A 20,937-nucleotide genomic window follows, 5' to 3' on the forward strand; every position below is an offset into this window, starting at 1 on the left:
GCGCCTCCGCCACCAACCGGTGCCCTGCCCAGGGCGCCGCGGATCCGGCTCCGCCGGTCCGCCAGCGCCGCCCCCTGGGGGGCGCGCGTAAGCGCGTAGGGGGGGCTAATACTCCAGCTTGATTTCGCCCCGGATGTCCGCGCCGTTGTCGATCACCACGCGTACGGTCTTGGGCTTGCCGTCCTTCTTGCTGCGGTAGGTAATGACGTAGCCGCCGGCAGCCACCTCGGCAATGGGCAGGTCGACCAGGCTGAATACTTTCCTGTCCCATTCGAAGTAGGCGCCGCCCGTGCCTTCCGTGCCGGCGAATACCTTCATGTCCGTATTGGCGCCGGCGTTCTCGATCTTGGGGGAAACGACGTGCACGACGGCCTTGCCCTTGAGCTTGGCGATGAGGTCTTCCGCGGAAGGCGGAATCCAGCGGCCGCTGATGTTGTCATTGCCGTAGGTGGCCGCGTTGTGCGAGGTGACATCCGTGACGACGATCAGCACGCGCTGGGCGCCGCTGCGCCATGGCGTAGTATCGAACGCGAACTGCAGCGCGCCAGTCGCATTCTCCGGCAGCCCGCCGCCGCCAGCCGGCACTTCTTCCGAAATGAACTGCTTGAACTTGTCGAAGTCGGCGGTAGGCGCGAAGACCTGGCGCTCATTGAGGTCGAAGCCCGGCGGCGCCGTGCTGCCCGTGCCGATGCGGCCCGAATTGGCTGATCGCGTATCGAAGGCATCGCCGAAGGTCACTGCGCCCAATTGCACGTCGAGCCCGCTCTCATCCAGGAAGTCGACGAACTCGGCGATCGAGGACTGGACGCTGGATAGCGCGCTGCCCATGCTGGCCGTCGTGTCGAAGACGAATACGACGTCGGCCTTGGCGCGCGAGGAGTCCTCGCCGATGCGGACCACGGTATGGCCTTTGACGATGCCGTTTTCCACCACGACGAAGTCGTCGGCTTCGAGATCGGGCACTGCGGCTCGCGTCAGATTGGCACGCGTGGCGGCGGCCTTGTTGGGCCCCGAGCGCATGGATAGCTGGCGCGCCGAAAGCGTCTTGGCCGTGGGCGCGGCAAAGCCGGCGATGTTTATCTCGGTCAGCCCGCTGTCATCGGGCCTGGGCGAGATCGTGGCGGCTGCCGTGATAGTGGGATTGGCGATCGGAGCGGGCGGGGTGGCCGTGCTGTCCGCATAGGGGTCCGGCGGGGGCGGCCCCGGCTCGCCGCCCGGATTCCCAGGATTTCCCGTGCCGCTTCCCGTGGTGACCGCGCCATCGCCGCCGCAACCGGCGAGGAATCCCGCGACCAGCAATGTCATCAGCCATTGCCTCGAAAACAGTTTCATCATCGTGCTCCCTCGTGAGTTCGAACGAGGGAATGGTAGGAAGGAATGACACGCTGATGAATATGCCTAACGGCAAGGCCGACGGGATAGGCCGAACGGTCAGGTGAGCGCAGCGGGGCAATGCGCGTTGCCTGGGCTTCAGCCGATTTCGTAGTCCACCATGCAGCCGGCGCTGAGATAGCGGTCCACCTTGGCGCGGGTCTCCATGTGCACCGGATGGGCGTGATAGGCCGCGAGCGCCTCGCGGTCGGTAAAGACCGTATACACCGCGACGTCCAGCGCCTTGCTCGACGTGCTGAAGTTCAGGCCGGCCTCGGATTCGAGCAGGCCCGGAATGCGTCCGCGTTGCGCCGCGATGGCCGAGCGGATGGCGGCAAAGGCCGACTCGCGGGTCTCGCCTTCGTCGAGCTTGAGGCGCCACATGGCGATGTGCTTGATCATGGGAGTCCTTGGTGCAGGGTGAAGAAGGTGGAAGCGATGCTCGTCTGTCGAGGAGCTTATCGCAAGGCCAGCCGCCACAGGGCCGTGGTCTCGGCGGCGCGCGCCGCGTGCAGCGGATCGGATGCGGCCTGGGCCTTCGGATGCCGCGGCCGGGCTTCCAGGCGGTCCACGACTCGCAGGCCGGCACGCTCGACCAGGCCGAGCAATTCCTCTCGGGTACGAAGCCCCAGGTGCTCGGCGAGGTCGGAGAGGATCAGCCAGCCTTCACCGCCAGGCTCCAGGTGCGCGGCGAGTCCTGCCAGGAAACCGCGCAGCATGCGGCTGTCGGGATCGAAGACCGCACGGTCGAGGCTGGCATGCGCGGGGCCCGGTACCCAGGGGGGATTGCAGACCACAAGCGGCGCGCGCCCTGGCGGATACAGGTCGGCTTGCTCGACCTGTATCCGGCCGGCCAGCCCGAGGCGCTCGACGTTTTCGCGCGCGCATGCCAGCGCGCGCGGATCGGCGTCCGTGGCGACGATGTGCCGCACGCCGCGGCGTGCGAGCACGGCCGCCAGCACGCCCGTGCCGGTGCCGATGTCGAAGGCGGCATCCACGCCCGGCAGAGGAGCCCGGGCCACGAGCTCGACGTATTCGCCTCTTACCGGCGAGAACACGCCGTAGTGCGGATGGATGCGTGCGTCCAGGGCAGGAACCTGCACGCCTTTCTTGCGCCATTCGTGCGCGCCGATGACGCCTTGCAGCTCGCGCAGCGACACCACGGCGTCGCGGCCGAGGCTGCCATAGGCTTCGCGGCAGGCCTGGCGTACGTCGGGCGCGCGGCGCAGCGGAATGCCGAAATCCGCGGCCATCGGCACCAGCAGCATGCCCAGCACGCGCGCCCGCTGCAGTTGCGCCTGGCGATAGAGGTGGAAGGTCTGGGTGATCGTGGCGCCCGGTTTGAACGGCTTGCGGTCCACGCGTCGCGCCATGGCCTGCAGCAGTTGCCGGGCATTCTGGAAGTCGCCCCGCCACAGTAGCGCGGTGCCCTCGCAAGCCAGGCGATAGGCCTGGTCGGCAGGCGTACGGTCGTCCGCCTCCACCACGCGCTTGGGGGGAGGATGGCCACCGGCCGACAGCCAAGCCGCCTCGCGCGGTTCGGGGTCGTTCCAATGCAGGGTGTCGAGGGCAGGGGTCACGGCGCGGAGAGGATTGGGCAGCAAGGGGGCCGAGTCTACCCGATTGCCGGGGCGCGCCGCCGCCACACGGTGGCGAGCCAGGGCTGCTGGGCGCGCGGCAGCCCCGGCGGCCGGTAGTAATGCTCGAGTTCGTCGAAGCCGGCGGCATCCAGATATCTGCGCCATTGGGCCAGGTCGTGGTAGACGCCGTAGCGGCCGCGATTCCAACCTTCCTCGTTGTTGCCGCGAGGATTGGAGCAGAACAGCACGCCGGCCGGCTTGAGGGTCCGGTGCAGCGCCGCCAGCACGCGCGGCAGCTCGGCGCTCGGCACGTGGAACAGGGACGCGTTGGCGAAGATGCCGTCGAACCGCGAGGCCGGCAGGTCCAGGCCGAGGAAGTCCTGCTGCCATACCTCGCATCCGCTGTGCGCGCGGGCCATGGCGGCGAAGGTGGCCGAGCCGTCCAGCCCGATGGCTTCGTGCCCGAGATCGCGGAAGGTCTTCAGGTCGCGCCCGGGGCCGCATCCGAAATCGAGGATGGACAGCGGCGGGGGGGCGCCGATGTGCCGCAGCAGCGCGCCGATGTTCTGGGCCACGTCGTGGTCGCGCGTGCCTTCCCAGAAAGAGGCCGCGTTGCGCTCGTAGTAGTCCAGGGTGGGGACCGAGGTGTCCGGATGCGGTGTGCTCATGGTGGTCGTGCGGGCAGGGTCTGCCATGCGGGGTTATCATCCATGCCGACGTATCGATGATTCTCTTGCCGGAGACGTGCCTGATGTCAGCGTTCGACTATGACCTTATCACTATTGGCGCCGGTTCGGGCGGCGTGGCCGGCTCGCGCCGCGCCGCCTCGTACGGGGCGCGCGTGGCGATCTGCGAGGACAGCCGCGTGGGCGGCACCTGCGTGATCCGCGGCTGCGTGCCCAAGAAGCTGCTGATGTACGGGTCGCAGTTCGCCGACGCCTTCGAGGACGCGGCCGGCTATGGCTGGACCGTGGAGGGCGCGAGCCTGGACTGGGGCGCTCTGGTGGCCGCCAAGAACCGCGAGATCGATCGCCTGGAGGGTGTCTATCGCCGCATGCTGGACCAGGCAGGCGTGACGCTGCTGGAAGGACGCGCGACGCTCGTGGATCCGCACACGGTGGAAGTGGCGGGCCGGCGCCATACCGCCGAGCGCATCCTGATCGCAACCGGCGGCCATCCCATGCTGCCCGACATCCCGGGCATCGAACTGGCGATCACCTCCAACGAAGCCCTGTCGCTCGACAAGCGGCCCGACGACGTGCTGATCGTCGGCGGCGGCTACATTGCCCTCGAGTTCGCCGGCATCTTCCGCGGCGCGGGCGCCAACGTCACGTTGGCGATACGGCGCGACCAGATCCTTGGCGGCTTCGACGAGGACATCCGCTCGACCATGGCCGATGCGCTGCAGCGGCGCGGCATCGTCATCCGCCCGCATACCAGGGTGGTCGCGTTGAACCGGCGCGAGGGCCGCATCGCCGTGCAGATCGACGACGGCGAGATCCTGGTGGTGGACCAGGTCCTGATGGCAACCGGCCGTGCCCCCAATACCCGCGGCCTCGGCCTGGAGGCCTGCGGCGTGGAGCTGGGAGAGCGCGGCGCCGTCAAGGTGGACGCGAAATCGCAGACCAGCGTTCCCGGCATCTACGCGGTGGGCGACGTGACCGATCGCCTGAACCTGACTCCCTGGGCGATCGCCGAGGGCAGGGCGCTGGCCGAGACCCTCTACAACCGCAATCCCATGCAGGCGGATGCCGAGAACGTTCCGGCCGCCGTTTTCAGCCAGCCGCCGGTGGCCACAGTGGGGCTGTCCGAAGAGGATGCCCGCAAGCGCTACGGCAAGGTGCGCGTCTACCGCTCGAGGTTCCGTCCCATGAAGAACACGCTGACCGGCCGCGACGAGCAGACCATGATGAAACTGGTGGTGGACGATGCGAGCGACCGCGTGGTGGGCTGCCACATGGTGGGTCCGGACGGCCCCGAGATCATCCAGGGGTTGGCGATCGCGCTGAAATGCGGCGCGACGAAGCGGCAGTTCGACCAGACCATAGGCCTGCATCCCACCGCGGCCGAGGAGTTCGTCACCATGCGTGAACCGGTCGGCGCCTGAGGGGGTGGACATGCATGCACCGGCACTCGTACCGGCGGACCTCGATGCGCCGCTGATCCTGACCGTCGCGCCCAACGGCGCCTACAAGAAGGCTACCGATCATCCCGCGGTACCGGTCACGCCGGGCCAGTTGGCCGAGACCGCGAAACGGTGCCTGGACGCCGGTGCCGCCATGCTGCACATGCATGTGCGCAAGGCCGACCAGTCGCACAGCCTGGAGCCCGACGCCTACATGGCCGCCACGCGGGCGGTCCGCCAGGCGGTGGGCAATGAACTGGTGATCCAGATCACGACCGAGGCGGCGGGAGTGTATGCGCCCGACGAGCAGGTGGCTGCCGTCATGGCGGTCAGACCCGAAGCCGTATCGGTGGGATTGCGCGAAATCGCGCTCGGCCCGCAGGCCGACGCGCGGGTGGCGTCGCTGTTCTCATGGCTGGCGCGCGAGCGGGTGATGACCCAGGTCATCCTGTACGACGCCGGCGACATCGAACGCTGGATGGACTACCGGCGCCAGGGCGTCGTGCCCGATGCGCCCTGGTTCGTGCTGTTCGTCCTCGGCCGCTACAGCGCCGGCCAGATGTCCTCGCCTTCCGATCTCCTGCCTTTCCTGGCCGCCTACGATCAGGCCCATCCCTGGGCCATGTGCGCGTTCGGCCGGCACGAGCACGCGTGCGCGGCGGCGGCCGCGGCGCTGGGCGGCCACGTTCGCGTCGGGTTCGAGAACAACCTCTATTTGCGCGACGGATCGCTGGCCCCCGACAATGCCGCGCTGGTGCGCCAGGTGGCCGAGGTGGCGGCCGCGCTGGGGCGTCCGTTGGCCACGGCGGGGCAGATACGCGCCCGGTTCCACGGCGACGAGTAGCCGGGCGACGCGGCGTACCAGCCGCGAGACCTCAGTCCAGCTTGATGCCGGCAGCTTGCACGATCTTGCCCCATTTGGCGGTTTCGGCGTCCCGGTACTTGGCGAAATCCGCCGGTGTGCCACCCAAGGGCTCCGTGCCCGAGTTGGCCAGTTCTTGCCTGTACTCGGCGCTGGACAGGATCCTGTTGATCGCCTTGTTCAGGATGTCGACCGTAGCGGCGGGCGTGGCCGCCGGCGCAACGAGGCCGAACCACGCTTCGGAAGCAAAGCCCGGCAGCGTCTCGGAAAGCGAAGGCAGGTCGTCCATGCCCTTGACCCGCTTCGGCGACGCCACGCCCAAGGCGCGCATCTTGCCGGCCTTGACGAAGGGCAGGGTGCTGGGGGAGTTGTCGAACATGACCTGCACCACGCCGCCCATCAGGTCGGTCGCGGCCGGCGCGCTGCCCCGATAGGGAATGTGCTGGATGCTGACGCCCGCCTGCGTCTTGAGCAATTCCATCGTGAGGTGGCTGGTGGTGCCGTTGCCCTGCGATCCGTACGAGAGCTTGTCGGGATGTTTGCGGGCATAGTCGATGAGTTCCGCGGCCGTCTTGAACGGCGCCGAAGGATTGGCCACCAGCATGATGGGAACGGCTGCCACCAGTGCCACCGGCGCGAAGCTGGTGGCCGGATCGTAGCCGGGGTTCTTGTAGAGATGCTGGTTGATGCTGAGCGGGCCGGCGGTCGACAGCAGCAACGTATAGCCGTCGGGCTGGGCGCGCGCCACGCCTTGGGCGCCGACGTTGCCGCCGGCGCCGGGCCGGTTTTCCACGATCACGGTCTGTTTCAGCTCCGCGCCGAGGCGGGCCGCCAATGAGCGTGCGATGATGTCGGTCGTGCCTCCGGGCGGGAAGGGCACGACGAAGGTGATGGGTTTTTCGGGATAGGCCGCGTGAGCAGGAACTGCGGCAGCAAGAACGGCGAGGGCGATGAATGGGCGCGCGCTGAGCGGCATGGATGTCTCCTGGATTTTGTCATGGGGAGGGAGCGGCGCGCGACGCGCCGGCCCGGCGCCGGTCATCCCGGCAAGGTGCGGCGGTCGAAGCCGTAGAGCGCCTGCGGGTTGTCGACCAGCAATTGCCGCCGATGCCCGGCATCGGGCACCCACAGCGGAATGAGATCCACCAGGTCGCCGTCGTTGGGCATGGGACCGGTGTGAATCGGGTGTGGCCAGTTGCTGCCCCAGATCATGCGGTCGGGCCGAGCGGCCACGACGCGATGGATCATGGGCAGCATGTCGGCATGGGGATAGGGCTTGCCGGACAAACGATACAGGCTGGCCAGCTTGATCCAGCAGCGATCCGTTTCCAGCAGGGACAGGACCGTGCCGAAAGCGGCCGAAGCCGTGCCTTCTTCGGCGCGGATGCGGGCAAGGTGGTCCAGCACATAATGGCAACGCAGCCGGCGCAGCCGATCGGCCACGGCCACCAGTTCCTCGGATCGATGGAAGTGCAGCAGCAAGTGCCAGCCCATTTCTTCCGCTTCGGCCGCCAGCGCTTCGAGTTGATCGAAGCCGACGCCGCCCGAGACCACCGTCGACATGCGAAAACCGCGTACTCCCTTGAGATGGAGCGCCTCGCGTTCGCGCAGCGGCGTGCCCGGCGGGAGGACGGCGATGCCCTTGATGCGGGGGCCCAGCCGTTCCATGGCGTCCAGCATGGCGGTGTTGTCGGTGCCGTGCGCGCCTCCCTGGACCAGCACGCCCCGGTCGAAGCCAAGCGTGGCCAGCATGTCGCGATACTGGTCGGCGGTGCAGTCTTCCGGCGTATAGCTGCGGTGCGGCGAGAACGGGAAGCGCTGGCGTGGTCCGAAGATGTGCGCGTGGCAATCGCACGAACCGGGCGGCACGATGAAGGCGGGCTTGCGCGTGGCCCGGGCCGGTCCTTGGCAGGCTTGCATGGCAGGCTCCTCCCGGATCAGGCCTGGGCGGCCAATTCCCGCTCGCGTTCGGCGATGCGTATCAGCATGTCGGCGCCGCGGTTGGCCGCCGAAACGCCCCGGAAGACGTAGGCCAGGTTCACCACGGACTGGAGTTCCTGCCAGCTGGCGCCGGCCCGGCGCGCGGCTACCCCGTGAATGATGGCCGCGTCGCTCAGTTCGGCCACCAGCATGGCGAAGATCAGCAACTGCACCTGCTTGGCGTCGAAATGGGCGGAATCGAGCGCATGGGCGCGGACTTTTTCCTGCAGGTCGAGCATCTGCGGATCCAATGCGCCGGTGACATCCAGACGGGCCTGGACGCGGGGAGGCAGGAAGCCCGCCATCTCGCGGTAGCCGCGGGCCCGCTCTTCCTTGCTGGCGACGGAGTCGGAATAGTGGCCGAATGTATCTTGGACAAACTGGGGATCCGGGCGGGAAGAGGTCATGCTGTCTCCTTATCGATTTAAATATAGTAATCGATTATTTTTTAAATCTGCAGTTTTTTATTTTTGTCGATTATTTTTATGAAGATACGAAGAAACGGCTAGAATGACGCGTGCGCGCTCGCGCCTTCTTTTTTCCGAGTTTCAGCATGACCACACTTACCGATACGACCCCGGCCAGCGGCCCGACGCTTTCGACCACCCTGGTGGAGGCGCTGCGCGGCTCGATCCTCGGGGGAACGCTATTGCCGGGCAGCAAGTTGCGGCTGGACGAGCTGCGCGAGCAGTACGACGTCAGCCTCAGCCCGCTGCGCGAAGCCTTGACGCGCCTGGTATCCGACGGCCTGGTGGTGACCACGGACAAGAAGGGCTACCGCGTGGCGCCGGTATCCGCGGACGATTTTCGCGAGGTCACCGCGCTGAGGATGAATCTGGAAGTCATGGCGCTGGCCGAGTCGATCAAGCGCGGCGACGAACGGTGGGAGGATGCCCTGGTGGCGACCTACCATCGGCTGAGCCGGCTTGAGGCCGCCGACCGCAGCGGCGACAAGCTACCCGCCTGGGAGAAGGCGCATCGCGCTTTCCACATTACTTTGTTCTCGGCCTGTGGCATGCCGCTGCTATTGCGCTTTTGCAATACGCTTCACGACCTGGGCGATCGCTACCGGCGGCTGTTCCTGGCGAGCAATTCGCCCGACCGCAACGTGCCGGCCGAGCACGAGGCGATCTTCAAGGCGGCGCTCGACCGGGATGCTGAACGGGCATGCGAGATCCTGCGGCAGCATTTGTCGCGCACGGGCGCGAATCTTCTGAGTGTGCTGCCCGAGGCGGCCGGGAAGCGCTGACCGAGGCGCGCCGGCGCCTCTCAACCGGCCGGCGGATAGTCGCGGCAGCCCAGGAGCAGGGATAGGTCGCGCGCGGCCTGCAGGACGACCCGCTCGGTGCGGGATCGCGAGGCCTGGTCTGCGCCGAATGCCGTTTCGGGCCCGGCCACGCTGATGGCGGCCACCGCCTCGCCGAGTCCGCCGAATACCGGCGCGGCGCACGAGTTGATGCCTTGTTCGAAGCCGGAAAAGCTCCATGCGCAGCCGTGTTCGCGATCGGCCGCGAGCTGGCGTTCCAGCTTGCCGGCATCGGCGGCGGCAAGCGGTTCGTCCGTCAAGAGGGCGTCCAGCGTGGCGCGCGGCTGCCATGCCAGCAGGACGCGGCCCGGGGTGGTGAGGTGGGCCGCGACCCGGCTGCCGACCTTCACGCTGCTAACCAAGCCCGCCTCTGGCATGTCGCGCAGCAAGTACACCACATGGCCGGCGTCCAGCGCGGCCAGATACGCCGAGACATTCAACTGGCCCCGCACGTTCGACAGTACGCGCCGGCCCAGGTCCAGCATGTCGTTGGCCGCGGTGGCCGCCGTGGCCAGTTTGAGGAAGGCCAGGCCGATCCGGTGGCCGCCTTGCGGCAGGGCTTCGAGCACGCCTTCGTGCTCGAGGGTGGCGATCAGCCGCATCACTGTGACGCGATTGACGTCTATGCTCCGGCCGACCTCGCTCAGGTTCGACGTGCTGCCGCCTTCGACCACGTAGCGCAGCAGGCGGAAAGCCCGCAGCACGGGCGACACCAGCGGGCCGGTCTTGGCGGACGGCTCGTCATCGAGGGCTTCGGCGGAAAAGGACATGGAGGTTCAGACCAGGGGCACGCTCCAGGCATTGTATTCGTACACCCAGTCGGCGTTGCCGCCTTCCTTGAGCCAGTTATTGCCGCGCGAACCGATCTGGATCCTGGCGGTGCGCTCGCGGCGGGCGGCCTCGTAGCGCCGCAGGGCCTCGGCCGGAGCCTGGGGGGAGGCCGCCAGATGACGGGCCAGCACGATGCCGTCCTCGATCGCCATGCCGGCGCCTTGCGCCATGAAGGGCATCATCGGATGACAGGCGTCGCCCAGCAGCGTGATGTTGCCGCGCGACCAGGAAGGCAGCGGGTCGCGTACATAGAGCGCGGATTTCAGCACCTCGTCGCAGGCGTCGAGCAGCGCCCGCGCCTCGGGGTGGAAGCCGGCGTAGGAGGCCCGCAATTCCTCGACGCTGCCAGGCATGGTCCAGGACTCGTGGCGCCAGCTGTCCTGCGGAGTGGTGGCGAAGATGAAGATGTCGCGGCCGAGGTTGAGCGGGAAGGTGACGATCTGGGTCTCGGGGTTGGGGCCCCACCACTTGGTGAATGCGCCGAGGTTGGGCACGCCTTCCAGCCTGGACGCCGGGACCACCGCCCGATAGGCCACCACGCCGGTGAATTCGGGATATTCGTCGCCCAGCAGGTATTTGCGCACCGTGGAATGGATGCCGTCGGCACCCACCAGGACATCCACCCGGCGGGAGCTGCCGTCCTCGAAGCGCACGGTAATGCCGTCGGCGCCTTCTTCTATGCCCGTCGTGCGTTTGCCTAGATGAATGGTGTCTGCGGGCACGGCCTGTTCGAGCGCGCTGAGCAGGTCCGCCCGGTGCATGGTGAGCTGGGGTGCGCCATAGCGTGTTTCGGCGGCCTGGGACATCTCCAGGCGGGAGGTTTCCTCGCCGGTATCCCAGGTGCGGCTGATGCGGTGGGTGGGGCGGGCGGCGGTCTTGCGCAGTTCGTCGCCCACGCCCAGGCCGTCGAGCGCCAGTACGGCATTGGGGGTGAGGTTGATGTCGGCGCCGACCCGAGCGAAGCGCGGGGCCTGTTCGAAGACTACGGATTCCACGCCGAGCTTGCGCAGGGCGATCGCCGCCGCCAGCCCGCCTATGCCTGCGCCGCTGATACCGATGAGGGGCGATGCCATGAGGTTCTCCTGTGCCGTACTGGATTGTACATAAATGAACGATTAGTTCAAAAAATTCTAGGCAAGCGGGAAAAGCCTGTCAATGGGGTAAACGCCGGGCGAAGCCGGGACCAGCGGGGGCTTGTGACCTGGAAACAACTTGAGACGAGCCCTCCGGCCGGCGCGCGCGGCCGATGGTACAGTCCTGCCAAAACAAGGCTGGTGTCATGTCTGATAGCGCATCGCATCTGGGGGCCCGGGCGGCCCGTGTCTTCCATCCTTCCCGGACGGCCGGCCGCGAGGCGCGGCCGTCGATCGCGCGAGCGCTTCGCCGCCTCCCGCCGCTTTGACGGGGCGGGACATGAGAGTCTGGCTGCTGGCCGTGTGCTGGCTGCTCGCCCTGACCGGACAGGCGCGGGCCGACGAGCGCATCCTCGAATTTTTCAGCGACATCAAGGTGGAACGCAGCGGCGACCTGCTCGTCACCGAGAACCTGCGTGTGCGTTCCGAGGGCAAGCAGATCCGGCATGGCCTGCAACGCGATTTCGCCCATCTTTACCGGCGCGACGACGGCACCCGGACCACGGCCGGCTTCGACGTCGTCTCGGTGCGGCGCGACGGCCGGGCCGAGCCTTTCGAGCTGTCCCGGCTCCGGGACGGCGTGCGCGTGACCACCGGCCGCAAGGATGTCGTCTTCCGTCCCGGTGAGTACCAGTACACGTTGACCTATCGCGTCACCCGCCAGCTCCGGGCGGCGGGCGGACAGGACCGGCTCGTGTGGGACGTCACGGGCAGGGAATGGGCCTTGCCCATCGACAAGGTGCGCGTGCGCATCGTGTTGCCCGGCGAGGCGCCCATCCAGGACGCGGCCGTGGCGGGGCAGCGCGAGGCGTCCGGCCGGCTGCAGGAGCGGGAGCCGGGACGCGCTGTATTCGTTTCCACACGGGTCCTGGCGCCCGGCGAGTCCATGGCGGTGGAGCTGGCCTGGCCGGCGGGGCAGGTCTCGCGGCCAGGGCCGGTCATGACATGGTGGCACGGCGTGCAAGACCGGGCGGAGCTCTGGGTGGGCGGCCTGGGCGCCGGATGCCTTCTCCTGTATTACCTGGTGGCCTGGCTGCAAGCCGGCGGATGGAGCCGGCGCGGCAAGACTCCGCTCACCGAGCCGCCGGAGGGCCTGTCGGCGCCGGCACTGCGCTATGTGTACCGCAAGGGCTATGACCGCTGGGCATTCCTGTCCGGCATGATGGAATTGCTGGCGCGGCGGTCGGTGCGGCTGCGGGTGCAGGCCGACGGCCGCTATCTCGAGCGTCTGCCCAACCAGACTGGCGGCGATGCCCGCCACGATCCGCTGCTCAACGGGATGCTGGGCCGATTCTTCGCCGGAGGGCGGACGCTGCTGCGGCTCGACGGCCTCTACCGGCGCTGTTACGACGAAGCCCTGCGCGACCAGCGGCAATGGCTGGACGAAGCCTATGCGCGCAGCCTTTTCGTCACCTACGGCGAACGCGCCCGCAAGGCGTTCTATCTCTGGATCGCCATGACCGTGGCCCTGGTGGGGCTGGCCATCATCCGCGAGGGCAGCCTGCTCGCATGGACAGCATGGGGCATCTTGCTGCCGCTGCCCGCGGTGCCGGCCTGGTGCGCCGTCCATGCGCAGTGGCGCGCGGGCGCCACGAGCTTTGTCAGCAGGGTGGTGCTGGGCGCGCTCGCGCTGTTGTGCCTGGCAGGCGGCCTGGCGGTGCTGGTGACGCACGCGGAGTCGTTGCCGCTCTTGCTGGCCGGCCTGGCTCCGCTGATCCTCTTGCCGGTGGTGTGCGCGGGTTTTCCGGGCCTGAAGGGCTATACCGCGCAAGGCCGGGCGCTGCGCGTTCAGATCGACGGCTTCCGGCGGTTCCTGGCGCATCCCTCGGCGGCGTCGGCGCCGCTCGACGCCGAGTCCGCGCTCGCCCGCTACGAACGCTATCTGCCTTACGCGCTGGCGCTGGGCGTGGCGCGACGCTGGTCGGCGGCGCACGCGCAGGCGCGCGGCGCGGCGCCTGCGGCCCTGGCCGACATGCAGGCCCGCTATGGTGGGGTGTACGACGTGCTGACCCGGCCGCACGCCGTCATGGCGTCTTTGGACCGCTGGGCGGCCAGGGCGGCACCCGTGCGCGGCCCGCGCGCGGCCTCCTCCGCGGAGACCGGCGAAGGCCGGCGGTAAAATCGGATAAACACGGAGTCCCCCGCATGGCAATTACCATCAAGTCCCCGCAAGAAGTCGAAGCGATGCGCGTTGCGGGCGGCATGGCGGCCGAGGTCCTGGAGATGATAGGCGAGTACGTGCAGCCCGGCGTCTCCACCGAAGAGCTGGACCGCCGCTGCCACGAATACATCACCAAGGTGCAGAAGGCCATTCCGGCCAATGTCGGCTACCACGGCTTTCCCAAGACATTGTGCACGTCCATCAACGGCGTCGTCTGCCACGGCATCCCCAAGCCCGAGGACGTACTGCGCGACGGGGACATCATCAACATCGACGTCACCGTCATCAAGGATGGCTGGCACGGCGACACCAGCCGCATGTACTTCGCCGGCAAGCCTTCGCACGAGGCCGAGCGCCTGGTCAACGTCACGCTGGAAAGCATGCTGCGCGGCATCGCCGCGGTGCGGCCGGGGGCGACGCTGGGCGACGTGGGCGCGGCCATCCAGACCTACGCCGAGGACGCGGGCTTTTCGGTGGTGCGCGATTTCTGCGGCCACGGCATCGGCCGCAAGTACCACGAGGCGCCGCAGGTCCTGCATTACGGCAGGCCCGGCACCGGGCTTCGGCTCAAGAAAGGGATGGTATTCACCATCGAACCCATGCTCAATGCCGGCCGCCACGAGGTCAAGGTGCTCGACGACGACTGGACCGTGGTGACGGTGGACGGATCCTGGTCCGCGCAATGGGAACACATGGTGGCCGTGACCGACGACGGCTACGACATCCTCACCGCCTGGCCGACCAAGGGCGTTCTATAGTTACGGTTTTGCCTTTCCGGTCGTTTCCATGCCGTCCTCCGCTCCCGTTTCCCGCCCCGATGCGCACAGCCCGCTGGCGCAATGGCTGACCTACCTGGAATCCATCCATGGCCGTCCCATCGACATGGGCCTGGAACGGGTGCGCACGGTGGCGCAGCGTCTCGGGCTCGAGCTCGACGCCGTCACCATCGTGGTGGGCGGCACCAATGGCAAAGGCTCGACCTGCGCCATGCTCGAGTCGATACTCCTGGCAGCGGGCTACAAGGTCGGCCTGTACACCTCGCCGCACCTGCTCGACTTCAACGAGCGGGCGCGCATCAACGGCGAACCGGCAAGCGACGCCGCGCTGACCGAACAGTTCGCCGCGGTGGACGAAGCGCGCGGCGACATCTCGCTGACGTATTTCGAGCTGACCACGCTCGCCATCCTCCGGCTGTTCGCCCGCTCGGGGCTCGACGTGGCGATCCTCGAAGTGGGGCTGGGCGGCCGGCTCGACGCGGTCAACATCGTGGACGCCGACTGCGCCATCGTGACCAGCGTGGACCTGGACCACGTCGAGTGGCTGGGCAACGACCGGGAGAAGATCGGCTGGGAAAAAGCCCACATCTACCGCGCCGGCAAGCCCGCCATCTGCGCCGACCCCGTACCGCCGCAATCGCTGCTCGACCATGCCGCCAGCATCGGCGCGGATCTCTGGCGTTTCGGGCGCGACTACAACTACTCGGGCGACAAGCAGCAGTGGAGCTACGGCGGCCGCGGCCAGCGCCGCAATGCGCTGGCCTACCCCGCGCTGCGCGGCGCCAACCAGCTCCTGAACGCCTCGGCCGCGCTCGCGGCCCTCGAGGCGCTGCGCGAGCGGCTGCCGGTGCCGCAGCAGGCGGTGCGCCTGGGGCTGCTGCAGGTGCAGCTGCCCGGGCGTTTCCAGATCCTGCCGGGCCGGCCCACGGTCATCCTGGACGTGGCGCACAACCCCCACGCGGCGGCGGTGCTGGCCGACAATCTCGACAACATGGGCTTCCATCCCTACACCCATGCGGTGTTCGGAATGCTGAACGACAAAGATATCGACGGCGTCATCGCCAAGCTGGGCGACCGCGTCGACCATTGGCATTGCGCCGGGTTGCCGGGACCGCGCGGATTGAGCGGCGAGGCGCTGGCGGCCCGCCTGCGCGCGCATGGCGTCAAAGAGGACAAGGAGTCCTCCGTCCAGGCCCATGCCGACCCGGCGGCGGCCTTTGCCGCGGCGCAAGGAAGAGCGGGCGAGGGTGATAGAATCCTAGTCTTCGGATCTTTCCTTACCGTGGCGGGCGTATTGGCGTCCATGCGCGCGGCCAAGGCCGCCCGCGCGGGCTGAGCCCGGCCCTTGCAGGGGCGACGCACGACACCGCCGCGTGTTTCAGCCGGACGTATCAATGGGATTGCTCGAGCGCAAGAAGAAGGCGGCCACCACCACGGCCAAATCCAGCCGCGCCGGCTACGCAGCCGGAAGCGAATCGCAGGATCCCGCACAGGAAGCGCGCCGCCGGGCCCGCCGCCGACTCGTCGGCGCCATTGCCCTGGTCCTGGCGGCGATCGTCGTGCTGCCGATGGTGCTCGATTCCGAGCCGCCGCTACTGCCCGACGACATCCCCATCCAGATTCCGGATCGCAACGCAGCGCCCGAACCGGTTGCGAGGGCGCCCGAACCCGAGACCGCGCCCGCTGCCGACAAACCCCTCGCCAGCACGGCCCCGGCTCCGGCGCCTGCTTCGGAACCGGCCAAGCCTGAACCCAAGCCCGAAACCAGGCCTGAACCTCCCAAGCCGCCGCCGGTCCAACCGGAGCCGCCCAAGCCGGCGACCCCGCCGCCGGCAACGGCTGCGCCAACGCGTCCTGCGCCCAGCGAAGCCGCCCGCGCCGAGGCCGCGCGGGCGCGGGCCTTGCTGGAAGGCAACAGCCCCGCCGCGGCGGCGCCCAAGCCCGAGAGCAAGGGCAGCTTCGCGGTGCAGATCGCCGCGTTTTCCACGGAAGAGCGCGCCAATGACATGCGCGACCGGTTGAACGCCGCGGGCATCAAGAGCTTTACCGAGCGCGTCAAGACCGGCAAGGGCGACGTGTTCCGCGTGCGGGTCGGTCCCTTTGCCTCGCGCGAGGCCGCCGATGCCGCCCGTTCACGTATCACCTCGGCCGGTTTCAGCAGTTCCATCGTGCCGCTGTGACCAATTTCGATTACGGCGTCTTGCTGATCCTGGGGGCGTCGGTGGTGATCGGCCTCTTTCGCGGGCTCGTCAAGGAGGTGCTGTCGCTGATCGCGTACGTGGCGGCCTTTGCGGGCGCAGTCCGATACGGTCCCGTCGCCCACGAGTGGCTGGCCGGATACATCGATAATCCCGGCCTGCGGGCAGCGGTGGCGTACGCAGGCGTGTTCATCGCGGTGCTGCTCGCGGTAGGCATCGTCAATCTTGCCCTCGGGCTGCTGATCAAGGCTACCGGCCTGTCGCTGGCCGACCGGGGCATGGGCGCGGTGTTCGGCCTGGTGCGGGGCGTGGTGATCGTGCTCGTCCTGGTGGTGGCGGCGGGGTTCACGCCCTTGCCCAAGGAGCCGTGGTGGACCGAGGCGGCGCTGTCGCCCTATGCCGAGGCAGGCGCGCGGGCGGTCAAGCCGTACTTGCCGGAACAGTTCGCGGACTGGATCCGCTATTAAGTTTGTGCTCTTGATAAGAGGCTCTCATGTGTGGAATCGTCGGTGTCGTCTCGCACGCGCCGGTTAATCAGTTGCTCTACGACAGCCTGCTTCTGCTGCAGCATCGCGGCCAGGACGCGGCGGGCATTGCCACGTCGCAGGGCAATACGTTCAATATGTTCAAGGCGCATGGCCTGGTGCGCGACGTGTTCCGTACGCGCAACATGCGTTCGCTGCCCGGCAACTCGGGCATCGGCCAGGTGCGCTATCCCACCGCCGGCTCCAGCTCCAGCGCGGAAGAGGCCCAGCCTTTCTACGTCAATGCGCCTTTCGGCATCACCTTCGCCCACAACGGCAACCTGACCAACTGGGAGTCGCTGCGCGAGGAGCTGTTCCGCGTCGATCGCCGCCACATGAACACCAATTCCGATTCGGAAGTGCTGCTCAATGTGCTGGCGCATGAGCTGCAGCGTTCGTCGAACGGGGTGTCGCTGGACGAGGACGCCATTTTCAAGGCGGTGTCTGCGGTGCATCGCCGGGTGCGCGGCGCGTATGCCGTGGTGGCCGAGATCGCCGGCTACGGCATGCTGGCCTTCCGCGACCCGTACGGCATCCGTCCGCTGTGCCTGGGCAAGGTCGAGACCGACGCCGGCGTGGAATGGATGGTGGCGTCCGAATCGGTCACGCTGGAAGGCATGGGGTTCAAGCTGGAACGCGACGTCGCGCCCGGGGAGGCCATCTTCATCGACCTCGACGGCCGGTTTGCCTCGCGCCAGTGCGCCGACAACCCCCAGTTGAGCCCGTGCATCTTCGAGTACGTGTACTTCGCCCGTCCGGATTCGCTGATGGATGGCGTCTCGGTCTACGGATCGCGCCTGCGCATGGGGGAATACCTGGCCGACAAGGTTGCCCGCAACCTGCGGCTGGGCGAGGTCGACGTGGTCATGCCGATTCCGGATTCGGCCCGGCCCGCCGCCATGCAACTGGCAGCCCGGCTGAATCTCGACTACCGGGAAGGCTTCATCAAGAACCGCTACGTCGGCCGTACCTTCATCATGCCAGGCCAGGCGGTGCGCAAGAAATCGGTGCGCCAGAAGCTCAACGCCATGAGCGAGGAGTTCAAGGGCAAGAACGTGCTGATCGTCGACGACTCCATCGTCCGCGGCACCACCAGCGGCGAGATCGTCGACATGGCGCGCGCCGCGGGCGCCAACAAGGTGTTTTTCGCGTCGGCGGCGCCTCCGGTGCGTTTCCCCAACGTGTACGGCATCGACATGCCCACGCGCAGCGAGCTGATCGCGCATGGACGCACGGACGAGGAAATCGCCCGGGTCATCGGCGCCGACGCGCTGGTCTACCAGGACCTGGCCGCCATGCGGCAGGCGGTGACCGACATGAACCCCAACCTGACCCAGTTCGAGACCTCGTGCTTCGACGGCCATTACGTGACCGGCGACATCACGCCCGAGTACCTGGACCATATCGAGCGCATGCGCAACAACCGCGACAAGGACGGCGCGGGTGGATTGCGGGTCAACATGGGCTACGCCGCCAACGACGCCTGATCCTCCCCGGATCGGCACGGCCCCGAAGGCGCGTACCGGGAGGTGCGCGCCTTGGTTTTTCCTGGCGAGTCGCGGGCTCGTCCGATTGATCGCGATGCGCGTTCGCCGGCCGTGTCGCCCGGATATAAGCGCACGTTTTACTGCCCGCCGCTTCTTAGACAAGTTTCCGTATATGCACATTACGAACCGGTCGTTTTATTCGTAAGCCGGTATTTGTAAGCTGCATGCCTGGGCGCGCGCCTGCGCGGCATACGCGCGCCCGCGCCGGCCGACGGGCCGGACGCGCTCCGCCTTCCGCCATTGGCCACATCTAGAGGCTTGCTGCATGTATCAGTATCAACCCATCGATCAGTTGCTGGTCGACCAACGCGTCGCGCAATTCCGTGACCAGACGCGGCGTTTCCTGAACGGGCAACTGAGCGAGGACGATTTCCGCACGCTGCGGCTGCAGAACGGCCTGTATATCCAGCGCCACGCGCCGATGCTGCGTATCGCCATTCCCTACGGCATGCTGGCTTCGCGCCAGCTGCGCACGCTGGCCCATATCGCGCGCAAATGGGACCGCGGCTACGGACATTTCAGCACCCGGCAGAACATGCAGTTCAACTGGCCGCGGCTGGAAGACGTGCCGGACATCCTGGCCGAGCTGGCCAAGGTGCAGATGCACTCGATCCAGACCAGCGGCAACGATATCCGCAATACGACCACGGACCAGTTCGCGGGCGTCGCGCCCGACGAGATCGTCAATCCGCTGGTCTGGTGCGAATTGATACGGCAGTGGTCCACCTTCCATCCCGAATTCGCCTTCCTGCCCCGCAAGTTCAAGATCGCCGTCAGCGGCGCGGTGACGGACCGCGCGGCGGTCGGGGTGCACGACATCGGCCTGCAGGCAGTCGAGCAGGACGGCGAAATCGGCTTTCGCGTCTGGGTCGGAGGCGGCCTGGGCCGCACGCCCATCGTGGGCCAGCTCATCAACCCCTACGTGCCCTGGCAGCACCTGCTGACCTACCTGCAGGCCATCCTGCGGGTCTATAACCTGCACGGTCGCCGCGACAACAAGTTCAAGGCCCGCATCAAGATCCTGGTCAAGGAGCTTACGCCGCAGGTCTTCGGCGAAGAAGTCGAGCGCGAGTGGAAGCAGATCAAGGGTGGCCCCGAGACCCTCACGGCCGAGCAGGTGCAGGCGATCGCCGATCGTTTCACCGTCACGCCGTACGCGGCCGACCCCGGCCCCGATACGTCGGCCCAGCATGCGGGCAACGATCCGCGTTTTGCCCGCTGGCTGCGGCGCAATACCCATCACCACAAGGTGCCCGGCTATGCCGCCGTGACGCTTTCGCTCAAGCGCACCGGCGTGCCGCCGGGCGACATCACCGCCGACCAGATGGATGCGGTGGCCGACTTGGCCGATCGCTACAGCTTCGGCGAAATGCGGGTCACGCACGAGCAGAACGTGGTCTTCGCCGACGTCGCGCGCAGCCAGCTCCATGCCCTGTGGAAGGAGCTCGACAAGCTGGGCCTGGCCACGCCCAACGTCGGCCTGCTGACCAACATCATCGCCTGCCCGGGCGGGGATTTCTGCGCGCTCGCCAATGCCGTGTCCATCCCCGTGGCCGAGGCCATCCAGCGCCGCTTCGACGACCTCGACTACCTGTACGAGATCGGCGAACTCGACCTGAACATCTCGGGCTGTATCAATTCCTGCGGCCACCATCACGTCGGCCACATCGGCATCCTGGGCGTGGACAAGGCCGGCGAGGAGTGGTACCAGGTCACGCTGGGCGGCCGCCAGAGCGGGGCTGCCAAGCCGCTGCCCGACATCGAGTCCACGCGCGGGGGCGGGGCGGCGATCGGCCGTGTCATCGGCCCGTCGTTCGCACGCGAGGAGGTGGCCGACGTCGTGGCCAACCTGGTGGAAACGTATCTCGACCTGCGCGACAGCGACGCCGAACGCTTTATCGACGTCGTCGAGCGAGTGGGCATCGATCCCTTCAAGACCCGCGTCTATGCCGAGCGCAAGCAGGCCAAGGCCGTTGCGGAGGCTGCCCATGTCTGATCCGCGGCATCCCGCCAATCTCATCCGCCATCGCAAGCTGGAAGTCGATACCTGGCAGCGTTTCGAGCCCACCGAGGCGCGGGCGCTGCCGCCGCAGGACGGCAACTGGCTCGTTCCGCTTTCGGTCTGGCAATCCGCGCAGGCGCAATTGCGCGAGCGCACCCAGCCCGTGGGCGTGCTGCTGGCGCCCGACGACGATCCCTCCGAACTGGCCGAGGACGGCCGGATCCGCCCCGAGGGATTGGCGCTGATCGCGGTCGATTTCCCCATCTATACCGATGGCCGAGGCTATTCCATCGCCTATCTGCTGCGTACGCGGCTGGGCTGGACGGGCGAGCTGCGCGCCGTGGGCGACGTCATGATCGATACCGTCTACTATCAGGCGCGCTCCGGCTTCGACAGCTTCGCGGTCAAGCCGGGCCACGATCCGCACGAGGCGCTCCGGGCGCTCGGAACCTTCACTGCCGCCTACCAGAAGAGCTATCCGGTCCCGGAGACGGCGGTATGACTGCCTTCCGCGCGGTGGTGCGAACGCTCCGGGCGGCTC

Annotated in this window: 20 protein-coding genes; 11 read left to right on the forward strand and 9 right to left on the reverse strand. The window is 67.7% G+C overall.

The window, feature by feature from the left end; genetic code table 11:
* Positions 1 to 105: 105 nt before the first annotated feature.
* The 4 genes from CDO44_RS07995 to CDO44_RS08010 form a co-directional block, all read right to left on the reverse strand.
* Entirely contained in the window at positions 106 to 1,335 is a 1,230-nt protein-coding gene (locus CDO44_RS07995) for a vWA domain-containing protein (RefSeq protein WP_087779699.1), read from the reverse strand.
* Between the two features lie 135 nt (positions 1,336 to 1,470).
* Positions 1,471 to 1,773, reverse strand: coding sequence for a Dabb family protein (locus CDO44_RS08000; protein ID WP_087779700.1), 303 nt, complete (start codon positions 1,771 to 1,773; stop codon positions 1,471 to 1,473).
* A 56-nt stretch (positions 1,774 to 1,829) separates the two neighbouring features.
* The gene (locus tag CDO44_RS08005) at positions 1,830 to 2,951 is read right to left on the reverse strand and encodes a class I SAM-dependent methyltransferase (RefSeq protein WP_144389488.1); all 1,122 of its coding nucleotides are present in this window, start codon (positions 2,949 to 2,951) and stop codon (positions 1,830 to 1,832) included.
* Between the two features lie 35 nt (positions 2,952 to 2,986).
* Positions 2,987 to 3,619 carry a class I SAM-dependent methyltransferase gene (locus CDO44_RS08010; protein WP_144389494.1) on the reverse strand — a complete coding sequence of 211 codons (633 nt, stop codon included), beginning with the start codon at positions 3,617 to 3,619 and terminating at the stop codon, positions 2,987 to 2,989.
* A gap of 83 nt (positions 3,620 to 3,702) precedes the next feature.
* Between CDO44_RS08010 and gor the strand changes: the two genes are divergently transcribed.
* Together gor and CDO44_RS08020 are read left to right on the forward strand one after the other, a co-directional pair.
* A complete protein-coding gene (gene gor, locus CDO44_RS08015) occupies positions 3,703 to 5,058 on the forward strand; it encodes a glutathione-disulfide reductase (protein WP_087779702.1) in 1,356 nt (451 codons plus the stop codon).
* A 10-nt stretch (positions 5,059 to 5,068) separates the two neighbouring features.
* A complete protein-coding gene (locus CDO44_RS08020; RefSeq protein WP_087779879.1) occupies positions 5,069 to 5,920 on the forward strand; it encodes a 3-keto-5-aminohexanoate cleavage protein in 852 nt (283 codons plus the stop codon).
* Between the two features lie 31 nt (positions 5,921 to 5,951).
* On the opposite strand, the gene CDO44_RS08025 is transcribed toward CDO44_RS08020, so the two are convergent.
* From CDO44_RS08025 to CDO44_RS08035, 3 genes are all read right to left on the reverse strand, one after another.
* Positions 5,952 to 6,914 carry a tripartite tricarboxylate transporter substrate binding protein gene (locus tag CDO44_RS08025; RefSeq protein ID WP_087779703.1) on the reverse strand — a complete coding sequence of 321 codons (963 nt, stop codon included), beginning with the start codon at positions 6,912 to 6,914 and terminating at the stop codon, positions 5,952 to 5,954.
* A 62-nt stretch (positions 6,915 to 6,976) separates the two neighbouring features.
* The gene (locus tag CDO44_RS08030; protein ID WP_087779704.1) at positions 6,977 to 7,858 is read right to left on the reverse strand and encodes an amidohydrolase; all 882 of its coding nucleotides are present in this window, start codon (positions 7,856 to 7,858) and stop codon (positions 6,977 to 6,979) included.
* A gap of 17 nt (positions 7,859 to 7,875) precedes the next feature.
* A complete protein-coding gene (locus CDO44_RS08035) occupies positions 7,876 to 8,325 on the reverse strand; it encodes a carboxymuconolactone decarboxylase family protein (protein WP_087779705.1) in 450 nt (149 codons plus the stop codon).
* A gap of 146 nt (positions 8,326 to 8,471) precedes the next feature.
* Between CDO44_RS08035 and CDO44_RS08040 the strand changes: the two genes are divergently transcribed.
* Positions 8,472 to 9,167: a GntR family transcriptional regulator gene (locus tag CDO44_RS08040; RefSeq protein ID WP_087779706.1), complete on the forward strand. Its 696-nt coding sequence runs from the start codon at positions 8,472 to 8,474 to the stop codon at positions 9,165 to 9,167.
* Between the two features lie 20 nt (positions 9,168 to 9,187).
* Here CDO44_RS08040 and CDO44_RS08045 read toward each other — a convergent pair whose 3' ends face one another.
* Both CDO44_RS08045 and CDO44_RS08050 read right to left on the reverse strand, forming a co-directional pair.
* A complete protein-coding gene (locus CDO44_RS08045) occupies positions 9,188 to 9,994 on the reverse strand; it encodes an IclR family transcriptional regulator (protein ID WP_087779707.1) in 807 nt (268 codons plus the stop codon).
* Positions 9,995 to 10,000: 6 nt separating this feature from the next.
* Positions 10,001 to 11,128 carry an FAD-dependent monooxygenase gene (locus CDO44_RS08050; protein WP_087779708.1) on the reverse strand — a complete coding sequence of 376 codons (1,128 nt, stop codon included), beginning with the start codon at positions 11,126 to 11,128 and terminating at the stop codon, positions 10,001 to 10,003.
* Between the two features lie 340 nt (positions 11,129 to 11,468).
* On the opposite strand from CDO44_RS08050, the gene CDO44_RS08055 reads away from it, so the two are divergent.
* From CDO44_RS08055 to CDO44_RS08090, 8 genes are all read left to right on the forward strand, one after another.
* Positions 11,469 to 13,307, forward strand: coding sequence for a DUF2207 domain-containing protein (locus CDO44_RS08055; protein WP_087779709.1), 1,839 nt, complete (start codon positions 11,469 to 11,471; stop codon positions 13,305 to 13,307).
* A gap of 26 nt (positions 13,308 to 13,333) precedes the next feature.
* Positions 13,334 to 14,107 carry a type I methionyl aminopeptidase gene (gene map, locus CDO44_RS08060; RefSeq protein WP_087779710.1) on the forward strand — a complete coding sequence of 258 codons (774 nt, stop codon included), beginning with the start codon at positions 13,334 to 13,336 and terminating at the stop codon, positions 14,105 to 14,107.
* 28 nt (positions 14,108 to 14,135) lie between these two features.
* Positions 14,136 to 15,461, forward strand: coding sequence for a bifunctional tetrahydrofolate synthase/dihydrofolate synthase (gene folC / locus CDO44_RS08065; RefSeq protein WP_087779711.1), 1,326 nt, complete (start codon positions 14,136 to 14,138; stop codon positions 15,459 to 15,461).
* Between the two features lie 58 nt (positions 15,462 to 15,519).
* On the forward strand, positions 15,520 to 16,305 hold the full coding sequence (locus tag CDO44_RS08070; protein WP_087779712.1) for an SPOR domain-containing protein: 786 nt from the start codon (positions 15,520 to 15,522) through the stop codon (positions 16,303 to 16,305).
* Positions 16,302 to 16,790 carry a CvpA family protein gene (locus CDO44_RS08075; protein ID WP_087779713.1) on the forward strand — a complete coding sequence of 163 codons (489 nt, stop codon included), beginning with the start codon at positions 16,302 to 16,304 and terminating at the stop codon, positions 16,788 to 16,790. Before CDO44_RS08070 ends, CDO44_RS08075 begins: the two co-directional genes overlap by 4 nt.
* 26 nt (positions 16,791 to 16,816) lie before the next feature.
* Positions 16,817 to 18,334, forward strand: coding sequence for an amidophosphoribosyltransferase (gene purF, locus CDO44_RS08080; RefSeq protein WP_087779714.1), 1,518 nt, complete (start codon positions 16,817 to 16,819; stop codon positions 18,332 to 18,334).
* Between the two features lie 325 nt (positions 18,335 to 18,659).
* Positions 18,660 to 20,390 (forward strand): nitrite/sulfite reductase, encoded by a 1,731-nt coding sequence (locus CDO44_RS08085; protein ID WP_087779715.1) that lies wholly within the window; start codon positions 18,660 to 18,662, stop codon positions 20,388 to 20,390.
* Positions 20,383 to 20,898, forward strand: a complete 516-nt coding sequence (locus CDO44_RS08090; protein ID WP_087779716.1) for a DUF934 domain-containing protein — start codon at positions 20,383 to 20,385, stop codon at positions 20,896 to 20,898. The genes CDO44_RS08085 and CDO44_RS08090 overlap by 8 nt, the downstream gene beginning before the upstream one ends.
* Positions 20,899 to 20,937: the final 39 nt, after the last annotated feature.

The organism is Pigmentiphaga sp. NML080357, from assembly GCF_002188465.1.
GTDB lineage: Bacteria > Pseudomonadota > Gammaproteobacteria > Burkholderiales > Burkholderiaceae_B > Pigmentiphaga.

What these genes read in the sequence shown, in the direction of transcription:
- purF (WP_087779714.1), top strand. Translation starts at nt 16,817, where the DNA reads ATGTGTGGAATCGTCGGTGTCGTCTCGCACGCGCCGGTTAATCAGTTG.
- CDO44_RS08055 (WP_087779709.1), top strand. Translation starts at nt 11,469, where the DNA reads ATGAGAGTCTGGCTGCTGGCCGTGTGCTGGCTGCTCGCCCTGACCGGA.
- CDO44_RS08000 (WP_087779700.1), bottom strand. Translation starts at nt 1,773, where the DNA reads ATGATCAAGCACATCGCCATGTGGCGCCTCAAGCTCGACGAAGGCGAG.
- CDO44_RS08030 (WP_087779704.1), bottom strand. Translation starts at nt 7,858, where the DNA reads ATGCAAGCCTGCCAAGGACCGGCCCGGGCCACGCGCAAGCCCGCCTTC.
- CDO44_RS07995 (WP_087779699.1), bottom strand. Translation starts at nt 1,335, where the DNA reads ATGATGAAACTGTTTTCGAGGCAATGGCTGATGACATTGCTGGTCGCG.
- CDO44_RS08025 (WP_087779703.1), bottom strand. Translation starts at nt 6,914, where the DNA reads ATGCCGCTCAGCGCGCGCCCATTCATCGCCCTCGCCGTTCTTGCTGCC.
- map (WP_087779710.1), top strand. Translation starts at nt 13,334, where the DNA reads ATGGCAATTACCATCAAGTCCCCGCAAGAAGTCGAAGCGATGCGCGTT.
- CDO44_RS08040 (WP_087779706.1), top strand. Translation starts at nt 8,472, where the DNA reads ATGACCACACTTACCGATACGACCCCGGCCAGCGGCCCGACGCTTTCG.
- folC (WP_087779711.1), top strand. Translation starts at nt 14,136, where the DNA reads ATGCCGTCCTCCGCTCCCGTTTCCCGCCCCGATGCGCACAGCCCGCTG.
- CDO44_RS08070 (WP_087779712.1), top strand. Translation starts at nt 15,520, where the DNA reads ATGGGATTGCTCGAGCGCAAGAAGAAGGCGGCCACCACCACGGCCAAA.
- CDO44_RS08050 (WP_087779708.1), bottom strand. Translation starts at nt 11,128, where the DNA reads ATGGCATCGCCCCTCATCGGTATCAGCGGCGCAGGCATAGGCGGGCTG.
- CDO44_RS08090 (WP_087779716.1), top strand. Translation starts at nt 20,383, where the DNA reads ATGTCTGATCCGCGGCATCCCGCCAATCTCATCCGCCATCGCAAGCTG.
- CDO44_RS08020 (WP_087779879.1), top strand. Translation starts at nt 5,069, where the DNA reads ATGCATGCACCGGCACTCGTACCGGCGGACCTCGATGCGCCGCTGATC.
- gor (WP_087779702.1), top strand. Translation starts at nt 3,703, where the DNA reads ATGTCAGCGTTCGACTATGACCTTATCACTATTGGCGCCGGTTCGGGC.
- CDO44_RS08010 (WP_144389494.1), bottom strand. Translation starts at nt 3,619, where the DNA reads ATGAGCACACCGCATCCGGACACCTCGGTCCCCACCCTGGACTACTAC.
- CDO44_RS08035 (WP_087779705.1), bottom strand. Translation starts at nt 8,325, where the DNA reads ATGACCTCTTCCCGCCCGGATCCCCAGTTTGTCCAAGATACATTCGGC.
- CDO44_RS08045 (WP_087779707.1), bottom strand. Translation starts at nt 9,994, where the DNA reads ATGTCCTTTTCCGCCGAAGCCCTCGATGACGAGCCGTCCGCCAAGACC.
- CDO44_RS08085 (WP_087779715.1), top strand. Translation starts at nt 18,660, where the DNA reads ATGTATCAGTATCAACCCATCGATCAGTTGCTGGTCGACCAACGCGTC.